The 10,899-nt window shown below is 52.2% G+C and carries 12 protein-coding genes; 4 read left to right on the top strand and 8 right to left on the bottom strand.

The genetic code is table 11. From position 1 onward, the window contains the following. Positions 1–648: 648 nt before the first annotated feature. The 5 genes from ACMTNU_RS19370 to ACMTNU_RS19350 all read right to left on the bottom strand — a co-directional run bounded on the left by ACMTNU_RS19370 (position 649) and on the right by ACMTNU_RS19350 (position 5,035). Positions 649–2,664, bottom strand: a complete 2,016-nt coding sequence (locus ACMTNU_RS19370; RefSeq protein ID WP_413936935.1) for a CopD family protein — start codon at positions 2,662–2,664, stop codon at positions 649–651. Continuing rightward, complete coding sequence (locus ACMTNU_RS19365; RefSeq protein ID WP_413936934.1) at positions 2,661–3,068, bottom strand: copper resistance protein CopC; 408 nt, start codon at positions 3,066–3,068, stop codon at positions 2,661–2,663. Before ACMTNU_RS19365 ends, ACMTNU_RS19370 begins: the two co-directional genes overlap by 4 nt. A gap of 86 nt (positions 3,069–3,154) precedes the next feature. Next, positions 3,155–3,739 carry a hypothetical protein gene (locus ACMTNU_RS19360; protein ID WP_413936933.1) on the bottom strand — a complete coding sequence of 195 codons (585 nt, stop codon included), beginning with the start codon at positions 3,737–3,739 and terminating at the stop codon, positions 3,155–3,157. A gap of 57 nt (positions 3,740–3,796) precedes the next feature. Further along, on the bottom strand, positions 3,797–4,285 hold the full coding sequence (locus ACMTNU_RS19355) for a hypothetical protein (RefSeq protein WP_413936932.1): 489 nt from the start codon (positions 4,283–4,285) through the stop codon (positions 3,797–3,799). Between the two features lie 162 nt (positions 4,286–4,447). Beyond that, on the bottom strand, positions 4,448–5,035 hold the full coding sequence (locus ACMTNU_RS19350) for a hypothetical protein (RefSeq protein ID WP_413936931.1): 588 nt from the start codon (positions 5,033–5,035) through the stop codon (positions 4,448–4,450). A gap of 420 nt (positions 5,036–5,455) precedes the next feature. Between ACMTNU_RS19350 and bfr (ACMTNU_RS19345) the strand changes: the two genes are divergently transcribed. The 4 genes from bfr (ACMTNU_RS19345) to ACMTNU_RS19330 all read left to right on the top strand — a co-directional run bounded on the left by bfr (ACMTNU_RS19345) (position 5,456) and on the right by ACMTNU_RS19330 (position 8,313). Next, positions 5,456–5,932: a bacterioferritin gene (bfr, locus tag ACMTNU_RS19345; protein WP_413936930.1), complete on the top strand. Its 477-nt coding sequence runs from the start codon at positions 5,456–5,458 to the stop codon at positions 5,930–5,932. 8 nt (positions 5,933–5,940) lie between these two features. Further along, entirely contained in the window at positions 5,941–6,411 is a 471-nt protein-coding gene (bfr, locus tag ACMTNU_RS19340; RefSeq protein WP_413936929.1) for a bacterioferritin, read from the top strand. Positions 6,412–6,669: 258 nt separating this feature from the next. Next, a complete protein-coding gene (locus tag ACMTNU_RS19335) occupies positions 6,670–7,503 on the top strand; it encodes a hypothetical protein (protein WP_413936928.1) in 834 nt (277 codons plus the stop codon). A gap of 39 nt (positions 7,504–7,542) precedes the next feature. Beyond that, positions 7,543–8,313, top strand: a complete 771-nt coding sequence (locus ACMTNU_RS19330; RefSeq protein WP_413936927.1) for an MOSC domain-containing protein — start codon at positions 7,543–7,545, stop codon at positions 8,311–8,313. A gap of 110 nt (positions 8,314–8,423) precedes the next feature. Here ACMTNU_RS19330 and ACMTNU_RS19325 read toward each other — a convergent pair whose 3' ends face one another. The 3 genes from ACMTNU_RS19325 to haoB all read right to left on the bottom strand — a co-directional run. Continuing rightward, entirely contained in the window at positions 8,424–9,008 is a 585-nt protein-coding gene (locus ACMTNU_RS19325) for a NapC/NirT family cytochrome c (protein ID WP_413936926.1), read from the bottom strand. A 2-nt stretch (positions 9,009–9,010) separates the two neighbouring features. After that, on the bottom strand, positions 9,011–9,739 hold the full coding sequence (gene cycA / locus ACMTNU_RS19320) for a cytochrome c-550 CycA (RefSeq protein WP_413936925.1): 729 nt from the start codon (positions 9,737–9,739) through the stop codon (positions 9,011–9,013). 163 nt (positions 9,740–9,902) lie between these two features. Beyond that, a partial coding sequence (gene haoB / locus ACMTNU_RS19315; protein WP_413936924.1) for a hydroxylamine oxidation protein HaoB occupies positions 9,903–10,899 on the bottom strand: 997 nt, incomplete at its 5' end.

Below are 10,899 nucleotides of genomic sequence, written 5' to 3'. Positions count from 1 at the left end.
CCAGCCGATCTTCACCGGCTTCGAATCGTACCACTGCGAGACGTCATAGCCCCGCCCGGAACTGTCAGCTGCCATGTCCGCTACCTCCTTGTTTTAAATGAAAACGTGCAACTACTGATTACCATAGTCCAAACACACAACCCCCACCGCAGGCACTGTATGAATTTTCACGATGGAGCCCGTAAAAGGTCCGCAAGTATCCGACAAAGCTTTAAGATGAGTCAAGCAAAATATCATGAAGATATCATCATGAAGACATCATGAAGAAGACTAACCAATCCCTGCTCTATAGTTCAAATCAAGGCCTTACTCAGGTGCCTGAGGTATACTCCTCCAGAATCTGGGAAGTCAAGATCACACATTAGTAGGGGTGACTGAGTGTACGAGAGAGACACCTGACTCATCAAAGCACTGTCTCATTCCTTTCTCGGCTATCACGCTCTGTCGGCAAAGTCCAACCGCGTCCCGTCCATAGCTTCCTACGTAGACAGGTAAGATCCTACTCAGACCACAGAAACTTGAAGGTTGACTATAAAGACTGATGGATTGCGCCCAGCCAAAATCGACCCCCTATCTACTGAGCGGATGGGGCGACTCAGACCAGTGCGGCTGACCGGTATACAGATCCCCACGCGGGGAAAGCGGCTGTCAATGAACGTGGTCGCCAGGAGGTGGGAGAATTTCTCGTTCCTGATTGAGCTGCGTAATTTGTTGCGTCAAGAGGACGACGTCCGTCCACCCAGCCCCATCCCCCTGAGGGATCCACCTGGCCCGTAGGTATCCAAATCGATCAAAAAGAAACTCGATGTGCTTCGGTCTCGTCCCTTCTCCAAACAAGTCAGGAAGAGAGAGCGTCCTTCGAAACAGGACATAACTGCTGGAGATCTCGCGCGCCCCCTGCGTAACGACCGGGAATGGCATATCCCGCACGACTACGGCCAATTCATCAGAAGACACGTCCGTCATAGGGACAGCCAATATGGCTGTATTATGCTTCGCAAGCTCGCCTGCAACGAAACGAAGTCGATCAAGCCGCTCCCGCGATTCCGGCCAAGAGAAGAGGACGAGCAGTAAGTCCTGCTTGCCACGGAAATCTTTCAGTGTACCGCTTGAACCATCGTGTGCGCTGTACGAGAAGTTCGGCGTCGCCAGAAAGGGTTGTTCAGGCAGAATACGGGGGGTGATGATCCTCGACTGATAGCCTCGGTTATTGGCATGGAGAAAGTTCAGCAGATCCCAGCGGTCCTCTTCTGAAAGCTTCTCCCCGAAGGCCGGCATGACTCCGTTGAATCGTCCGTAGGTGAGCCAATGGAAGAAATCACCCGCCGTGTGCATGGCAGTATGAGGCTCCGTCAGAAGATCAACCGGTTGCTTCGGTAACGCTTTTGCCAAGACACCATTTCCTTTTGCCTGCGGTCCATGACACGGAATACAGTTCGCCGTAAACAGGTCAACCCCATTGGCAATCGAGATGGCGTCGAACGGGACCGGTGTTTTCCGATAGGTTTCCGGGTACGATTGCACGGAAAGGGGATACAGCGTCGCGCCAAGGCCAAGAATTCCCAACATTGTCGGAACAGCGATTCGCCACGAAGTTGCCCACTGTTTCTTGCGACCGAGAACGATCGTGATTCCGGCCGTGATGAGGAACACGAGGCCGGTCAGTACGATGGTGCGCACTAACGGATCAACCCAATTGGCATCGATTGAAAATCGGAAGGGATAGGGCCAATGATCGATGACATCGTGCTTGGCCGGTACGGCATTGGCTAACACCGTTGCGACGATGACAAGCAAGATAGCCAGACTGAACTCGATTCTCACCCACGTCTGGAGTTTCTGTCCGCCGGCTGCGGCACTGTCAGGACTCTGGTTCAGCGCCGGCACCCACACCGACTTGGCGCGTGATGCAATTACAAGAATGATCCCCAGCAACGTCAACTTCGTGATGAGGAGCCAACCATAGGTGGTCGCAACCAATCCGGCGTAATTGGTGTCGATCATGAGATTGGCCACGATGAGACCCGAGACGACGATGGTGATCATCGTGTACAGAGCCAATGCCGAAAATCTGCTCAACACCTCGCCGGCACAGGATTTTTCGCTCATCGGGCCAGTCACTGCCGTAGAGGCAACAAGGATCACGCCAGGAAGCCCGCCAAACCAGATGCTGGCGACGATGAGATGCAGAGCATAGATCACCGTGGCCAAGGCTGCTTGTTCCTCGGCGGCGGAATGACTCGCGAGAGAACCCAGAGCCAGGGTCAGCGCAGCGACGACGGCCCCCGCAATGTACCGCCATTGCGCCGGAGGCGAAATCCGGATGTACAGCACGACCGCCAGGACGGCGAGAGCACTCGCAGCGCGCAGGATCCAAATGAATCCGACCCGCGTCTTCTGCAAAAAGTCTATCCAGGCTTGCAGGTTCCACGCATTGCCAGAAACCCCGGTCGCTTGGGCTGTCGTGGTAGCGAGCAGGCCGAATAAACCGACGAGGAGAGTGAGGGCCAACCATGGGAAGGTCTTGACCAGGCGTGTCCGCCAAGAAGGTCCCGGCGCAGCGCCTTGCTGACCGGCGATAGCCAAAAACACGCACCCGCCGATCAGCAGCATGGAGGACACTAGCTGCAGACCACGAAACAGCGCACCAGCAAACTCGATCATTTCTTTTGTGCTTCGCCCTTCACCGTGAAGTCGAAAGACGATTCGACGACATGCCCATCGACCGAGAGGACACGAAACTTGATGGAGTATTTGCCGGGAACCAACTCAGGCAACGGCAGGATGATCGACTTAGGGTCATCAGATGCGAGTGTCGGCTTGACATCGGTAATCGATTGTTTCTTGTCATCCAGAACGACCAACGAGGCGTAATCCCCCTCAATCTTTTCATTGAACCATAGACGCACTTGATTTGGTGCCTTCGTGAGGACCGCTCGTCGAGCCGGCTCTGCCTTCACCAACATCGAATGGGCGAGCGCCGAGGCTGCAGGCATGCCGAACGCCAATGCCACCACGAGAAAGAGAGGGCCCCTTAGAGTCTTGCGCCTATTCAGTGATGTGATCATCAGCCTTCCGCATGCTCCGTTGTAGTCCCGAAGAATATTCAGCATCGTCACCCAGTCAGGTCAGCGATTCCGTACCAGCCTGACGCCTATGAGACGGTGGCTTGTGAAGGCTTCCGACGATCACGAAAGGTATAATACACCGCCACAATGAGACCAACCAGAACTGGTATAAACACGGTGATGTAGTGCATCAGGTGTGAGACCGCTCCTGTTTCACCGACCGAAAATGAAAACCGAGAAACATGTTCCTGCTTTTCACCGACCGACACCAGCCCCACGAACTTGCCGGGTTTGTCAAAATTGTACTTCACGTCAATCGATCCGGTTGGGTAAACCTTAGACGGAAGGTGCGCAATCGTCGAGGCCTCAAGATTTTCTTCCGAGCCCGTATCATTGATTACCCTCACCTCGACTGGGACGGAACGAAGTTCATGTTCCACAAAGTCCAGGACCAGGACCGCGTTCCCGATGGCGGGAAGTTCCTGACAAAATTGCCGATCGTAATACATATCCGGCAGATAGGTGTGAAAATACATCTTATACGGACCGACGTGGAGCACACAGGTATCCGCTGCTAATTCATGTCCATGCTGGGCCATCGCCGGGAAGGGCGCGGCGACCAACAGAAAAAGACAACCGATCCATGCACGAACCAGAGCATGAGAAAACATCGTAGGACCTCTTCTTTCCTTACAATTCAATGCATCGTAACTTCGATGCTGCCCGTATCAGGAAGCCGCAATCTGTGAAGGCTTTCCGCGATCCCGCATGAAAAAGACGATGCCCCCAACAATGAGCACGGCAGCGACAGGAATCATATAAATGTTCAGGAATTTCGAAAATACTTTCGGTTCCCCTACCGAGAATGGAAATTTGGAGATATGCTCTCCCTTTTCTCCCACCGTCACGATACCAACAAATTTCCCAGGCTGCTCAAACGTATGATTAAAGTCAATGGAACCATTGGCATAGACCTTTGCTGGAAGATGGAAGACGGTAATGGCTTCGATATTGTCTTCCGATCCGGTGTCTTTAATAATTCGGACTTCAGCAGGAAGGGTGCGAAGTTCTTGCTCGATATAATCAAGCACGACGATTGTGTGCCCGGTTGCGGGGATGTCTTCACAGAATTGCTTCTGCTGTGTACTTTCAGGTTGGTACCCGCTGAAATGCATCGTATACGTACCAACCGTGAGTTTGCACATGTCCTCGGCCATGGACAGTCCGCCGTGAGCGTGGGCCTGCGTGGAGACAAAGACGCTCAGAGCACATACCACACATGCAACTGTCAGCTTAAGATAGACGAAAGGCCTCATAAATGATCCCTCTGTGGAAAAGTGAAGTGACGACATCGACATCCCCATTGCCCGCAAGCTTATCTACGAACGTCGTCGGGACGCCCACCAATTTCGCATTCTACTCGACTTCGAGAGTTCATACCCCACCACGCCAAGCACCAGCAACAGTGCCAGTGGGCCTAACGCCGAACGCCCCAGCTTCGAGTAGTCAACCTGTTGCACTCGCAGTAAATAAGCGGAAGGGCTCAGGCCTTCTGCCGTAATGATCAACTTGTAAAGGCCTTTCTCCAACCGTGCTTCTCCTCTAAGAATCCCATCCGGATGAGAGACCGGTTTCCAATAGGCCACAGTCTTGGCTTCGTCTTGCTCGTTTTCATTGACCCCGCGAATGATCTTGACGCCCACCGGAAGTGTCCGGAGGCCTGGATCGACAAGATCCACAACCAGAAATGTATCACCGACATCCGGAATGTCCGTACAATACTCGGCCTTCGGCTCAATCTGCGGTTGGTAGGCACTCAAGTGCACCATATTCCCACCGACCTTGCGTACGCAGATATCCTCTTCGATGGATACATTACCGTGCGCAGCAACAAGCCCAGGACTGAAGACTGTCGTGATCGTAAGAATCAAGAGGGGCACACCGACGCGAGTTATTAGCTTCATCATGACTTCAATAGTTACCGTTAATGTTCCAAGCAATTAAGATCTGAAAAATGTACCACCCCGCAAACGACTCTTTCAAGTACTCGATGGTGGTAGGATTCGCGATGGCATAGTCCGGATTCTGCAACACCACTGCAGAAGCTGCTCACCCGTCTGCGCTCCTACGAGGAAACCGCATTCACACATCTCCGTCACATCCTTTTCGGCTCTTGGTCATTTCCCAAACCTTTCAGCGGCGACACTCCATCCGACCATCAAGAGGCATCTGCGGCACACACCGCTTCTTGCAATACTGAGAACCCATTTCATCGACACTGAGAGACAAACTCGAAATGTATCTATAGCTTGAGTTGACGACAACGCCAAGACGTGCTGATAATGAGAACAGAGGACAGGGTTGATACGAAAAGGAGGGCAGTCATCATGAAAGCAAAAGATGGGGTTATCGCTATTTTAAATAAGGTTTTGACCGCAGACCTGACGGCTATCAATCAGTACTTCGTTCACGCCAAGATGTGTGAGAACTGGGGCTATGAACGGCTCCATTGCAAGGTGCGAGAGCGAAGTATCGATGAAATGAAGGATGCCGATGAACTGATCAGTCATATCCTCTATTTGGAAGGGGTCCCGAATGTGCAGCGCATGAACACGGTCCAAGTCGGTGAGACCGTTGCAGAACAACTGAAATTAGACTTGAAGGCTGAACAGGAGATGCTGACTCTGCTGAATGAAGGAATCGTTCACTGTACAAAAGTAACGGACTTCACAACTCGACACATGTTGGAAGATATGGCGAAGGATGTCGATGCACATATCGATTGGATCGAAACTCAACAGGAAACCATCAAACAGGTTGGGCTTGAGAATTACCTCGCTGAACAGATTAAACACGAATCTTGAGGGAGATCATGAAGGCCAAAGAAGGGGTCCTGGAACAACTCAATCACATACTCACTACCGAGCTGACCGCCATACATCAATACCTGCTGCATGCGGGCCTCTGTAAAAACTGGGGATATGAACGACTTCATGAGTATTACAGCCATCTCGCAAACGATGAGATGCAGCACTCGGCAGGACTTGTTCATCATATTCTGTATTTGGACGGTACGCCGGAGATGGAACGTCTTGAATCTGTGACGCACGGAAAAGATGTCGTAGCGTTATTTCGGGCCGATCTTGAATTTGAACGCGAAGACGTCGAATTGCTTCGCACAGCCATTGACCACTGTGCCACAGTCAGCGATTTTACCACCCGACATCTGCTGGAGCACATGCTTGAAGACACGGAGGGCCATATTGATTGGTTCGAGACAAGACTTCGAACCATCGACCAAGTCGGTCTTGAAAGATTTCTTTCGGAACAGATCAAGAAGTAAGTACCTGTTGGTCTTGAACAGAGGCCGCCCCATGGTCCGTCGTAACCCGGCTGAAGACGAGGAGCGGCCAGTGTCCTTGTCAACGTCTGCTCGCCCGTAGCCCGTGACTGTCCGTCCATAAACACTGAGCGCCCACGAACTTGCCCACCTTTTCCGGCTCCTGTATGATGAAAAACATTCGAGCTCACGTTCAACGAAGCTGATAGATAGGGGCACGACGCAGGGTAGTGTACCTTCTCGAAAGACAGCATAAGACACATGAATGCCCCATCAGCTCCTGTTTCCTTCTCACGGTGGCTTCGTTCTATTGCTCAAGTAGCCGTCCGCCATTTCCCTGGCCCCACTGCGCTCGATAGCCACCGAGTCAGGGATTATGCAATTGCCGCCTTCACGTTCTTCAGCGTGGCAATCAGTTGTGTCATGGAGATCAGTGCCAGCGTCGAACGCCAGCACCTCCTTGGAGTCTGCGCGTGGATCTTTCTCGTCGCTTTACTGATTGGCGAGAATCGAGAAACCAGAACGCAAGTTGCCATTGCCGTTCTCTTTGCAACCATTGGTGAGCACTTCGCCTCTATTTATATGGGAGGCTACACCTACCGTTTTGAAAATGTGCCCGCCTACGTCCCGCCAGGACATGGGATGGTCTATCTCACCGCAGTTGCACTGGCACGGTCGGCCTTGTTTGTGCGGCACCCTGGGAAAATCGCTCTGTTTGTCATTGGAGTCTGGGGAACTTGGTCGCTGTGGGGAGTCAGTGGCTATCCAAACCGCGGGGATTGGGTTGGGGCCTTGTTGTTTGCAATTTTTTTAGTCTGGCTGCTGATCGGTCGCTCACCGATGGTTTACCTGGCAGCGTTCTTTATCACGACCTGGCTTGAATTGATCGGCACCGCAGTCGGTGCCTGGGAATGGGCCGCCATCGATCCTCTCTTGGGATGGCCTCAGGGAAATCCCCCGAGTGGCGCGGGTGCCTGGTACTGCCTCGTGGATGCCGTGGCGATCGGCGGAGCCGGACCAACCTTGCGAAGCATGAAGCGGCTCGCCCACTGGCATAAGTCAGGATGGGGTTTGAAGAGGATCGGCGAATGGTGAACTTGTCAACGCCGAACTCTTGGTGGTCCCCATGGGATCATGAACAACCAGAAAGCGAGAGGTAATCCGGATGAGGTGGTTTTTGTGAACACGGATCTCACCGCCACGGTCATCTCCCTACAAGTCGGCCTCCCACAGTGTATGACCTCAGCAGATTTTTTGGATCAATCGGGTTCCCTTCAAGAGTGGGCCACCGGCTTCTTCAAGAAATCCACCACAGAATCGATTTGGTTGGGAACGCTCAATCTTACGGGTGATGGGCAAGCCGATCTCGTCAATCACGGTGGCCTAGACAAGGCCGTCAACGTCTACCCACATGAGCATTATGCGTATTGGGAGCATACCGTCGGGTTCACTCTGCTTCCCATGGGTGGCTTTGGTGAAAACCTGACCACGCAAGGTCTCTTGGAGAGGGACGTATGCATCGGTGATGTCTTTCAACTGGGAGAGGCTACGGTACAAATTTCTCAGCCTCGACAACCCTGCTGGAAACTGGCTCGCTATTGGCGCATCAAGGATCTAGCCGTTCGGGTTCAGGAAACAGGTCGCACCGGATGGTATTTTCGCGTCCTCACGGAGGGGCACGTCCAGGCAGGGAAGAAGCTGGTCCTTCAGGAACGTCCCTATCCACAGTGGACCGTGTCAGCCGCAAACCAGATCATGCACCACCTGGTCCAAGACCGACAGGCCGCTCATGAACTGGCTGATTGTAAGGCCCTCTCATCTCGATGGCGGGAGAAACTCAGACAGCGGGCATTGACGGGAGCACCGGAAAACACCTTGTCCCGGTTGAATGGACCGGGGAAATAACAGCCTTCATTGTACTACCTTCCTGGTATCAACGAGCGAGGCCGTACATCAGCGATGATGCACGGCCTCGCCTCACAATCAAACAACCGACGACCAAGAAAGTCGTAGCCCTACTCGTCCTCGTCGTCTACCTTCTTTTTCACTTCCTTGATCACCGGCTTCCCCTGCGCGATGCTGGCATTCAGATCATGCTCGGGAACCTTTTTATGCACCAGATTCTGGTGGCAATCAATACAAGTGGCTCCTTCGCTTTGCATCTTCGCATGTGCTGCCTTGGCTGACGCCCCAGGCGGCTTCGTATTCTTGTGGCAAGCGCGGCACGTGAGGCTATCCCACTCCTTGAGCTTCATCCGTGCACGAAACGCAGCTTCCGGACGATGCTCATTGAACTTTTCGACCGTCGAATAGTCAGTGGTGAATTCTTTGATCAAGAACGGAACACCATCCACCACATGAGTCCACACAGCCTTATGGAAATTCGACAGCCCTTGAGGAACGTGGCAGTCCTTACAACCGGGATCCATACCGATCGCACCCCAGTGAGAGGACTTCTTCAGCTCCTCATAGGGATAGATTTCAGAGTGACAACTGATACAAAACTCGGTCCTGGATATAGCAGCCTCACCGCCGAACACCACGGTGATGAGCCCTATCCCCAAAACCGCTCCAGTAATTAAGGTTCCGAGCTTTGGCATTGTTATTCGTCCCCACCCTTATCAGACTTTACCGGTGGCTTTGCGGCCTTTTGGAATTCCTCATGGAACTTCGGCATTGGTGGGCCAGTGAATGTCCCTGCAAGCTTGAAATGCGTGTGCATCGCTTTGTCGTCTCGCACATACTTCTCAAAATCAAACGAGTATTTCTTGTCGACGGTCGGTGTGAACGGAGTATAGGGCTTCTTCGCACCCTTCCAGGGCGAGCCTTCATAATTTAAGTGGCAGGCATTACACTTTTCTTGAAACTCAAAATCCTGCCCAGCTTCAACTAAACTGGCACGTTCGGTAGTTTTCTGTGACTTCTCGAAGGCTTCGCCAGCTTTCCGGTGAATCTTACGGTAGTCACTTCCTGCTCCGTGACAGGATTCGCACCCAACGCCGGTCAAGAATTTCTCCGGCTCTTCGATGACGTAGCCACCTTCCTTACCGAACCCGTCGACGTGGCATCCAACGCAATCCTTGTCTTTTGTATAGTCCTTTTTAGGGTCAAGCTTCGCCTTGACCATCGCCTCGTCCTTCTTCTTACCTCTGCTAGGCTTGAGCGACTCCATTGCCTTCCCATGCAGCGTCTTTTCCCAGGCTTCACCCTCTCCCTTATGGCAGTTGAAGCACTTTTTTCTACCCTCGAATGTCCCGTCGGCTGAAGCAACCCCAGCCATGATAAGGAATACCGCTGCAGCGGCCAATCCAGATAAAATGCGGTAATTCACGGCATCTCCTTTCCGATAGATGTATAAATACGGCCCGCTTGATTGCTATCCCAATACTCAATAGTTTGATCGTACAACATTTCCACTTGCGCTCGCTACTGACGGCGTCAGTTTACCATGAGAAAATTCAGAACTGCTAGCCCGATATTTTGGATTGCAAGACTCAGGAAGGATTGTGAGCAGCTGGGATCCTGTACACCCAATAGCCGCCATGCTTATGCACAAGTTGTAAGGCTTCGAAGTCAATAGGCGTTGAATTCATCAGCGGCAACATCTGAGCGAGTAAAATTTTCCCATTCTTACTCTGGTTGAGGAAATAGGCACGTACCACCTTTTCAGAAAGGGACTGGAGAGTATAGGTGTCGTAGCCATATTCCTTCATCCACGCTTTCACTTGATTGGCCAGTCCATGAACATTCCCGGTTAGCGGAAAATCCTTGAATGCAATTTCCATTCGATCCGGTCGCAGAAGACCGACTTTATACAAGTCGGTTGGATGTACCACAATATAGGCTTCTCTTGATCCTGCTAATTCGCGAAGCAGCGCAGCGCCTTTCGTGGGCTCTGATGAAAGCGCATCAATAAATTGTTGAAACTTCTGAGCTTCTTCCTTTGATCCCTTGTCACCCCAAAACTGGTGCTCATATTCGGCAATAACTGGAACACGATCTTTCCAATAGGATGGTGTTATCAGAGGCTGTCCGAGATGAGACTTAAACAGCGTTTCCCGCTCAGACAGTAGGTGAAGCTGTCGTGAAATGTCCCACCAGGCCAAGACTAGACCTTCTTGGGGAACATGCTGAGTGAGATCGGTACCGATAGTAGCCAGCTCGGCAAGCTCTCCGCCCATAAACCCGATCGGTTCTGAAATCAAACTTTCCCAGTTCAATAAGACAGAACTGCCATTCGCCTTCGTAGCACGATACACAACCGCAATCGGCTTCTCCACGGACTGAACCCGCAGCTCATATTTACTGATCTTTAAGTCTGGCCATGCTTGCAACGGAAGGTTTGGGAACTTTGATATCCCACCCTCATCAATAAGCTGATAGCTGTATGGAACAGGAGCAGGTTTAAACCAGAGGTAGGAAAACCAGCCTAGTAAAAAAAGGCCTCCCGCCACCAGGAAGAGTCCTAGTGACGGGAGGAACCTCGGGGCC

It is taken from the genome of Nitrospira sp. BLG_1 (assembly GCF_047338595.1).
Taxonomy (GTDB): Bacteria; Nitrospirota; Nitrospiria; order Nitrospirales; family Nitrospiraceae; genus Nitrospira_D.
The sequence above is the reverse complement of the archived record's forward strand: the minus strand, read 5'-3'. Positions and strand labels throughout refer to the sequence as shown.

Coding starts and splice junctions, on each gene's coding strand:
- ACMTNU_RS19370 (WP_413936935.1), bottom strand. CDS start 2,664: ATGATCGAGTTTGCTGGTGCGCTGTTTCGTGGTCTGCAGCTAGTGTCC.
- ACMTNU_RS19365 (WP_413936934.1), bottom strand. CDS start 3,068: ATGATCACATCACTGAATAGGCGCAAGACTCTAAGGGGCCCTCTCTTT.
- ACMTNU_RS19360 (WP_413936933.1), bottom strand. CDS start 3,739: ATGTTTTCTCATGCTCTGGTTCGTGCATGGATCGGTTGTCTTTTTCTG.
- ACMTNU_RS19355 (WP_413936932.1), bottom strand. CDS start 4,285: ATGGCCGAGGACATGTGCAAACTCACGGTTGGTACGTATACGATGCAT.
- ACMTNU_RS19350 (WP_413936931.1), bottom strand. CDS start 5,035: ATGATGAAGCTAATAACTCGCGTCGGTGTGCCCCTCTTGATTCTTACG.
- bfr (WP_413936930.1), top strand. CDS start 5,456: ATGAAAGCAAAAGATGGGGTTATCGCTATTTTAAATAAGGTTTTGACC.
- bfr (WP_413936929.1), top strand. CDS start 5,941: ATGAAGGCCAAAGAAGGGGTCCTGGAACAACTCAATCACATACTCACT.
- ACMTNU_RS19335 (WP_413936928.1), top strand. CDS start 6,670: ATGAATGCCCCATCAGCTCCTGTTTCCTTCTCACGGTGGCTTCGTTCT.
- ACMTNU_RS19330 (WP_413936927.1), top strand. CDS start 7,543: ATGAACAACCAGAAAGCGAGAGGTAATCCGGATGAGGTGGTTTTTGTG.
- ACMTNU_RS19325 (WP_413936926.1), bottom strand. CDS start 9,008: ATGCCAAAGCTCGGAACCTTAATTACTGGAGCGGTTTTGGGGATAGGG.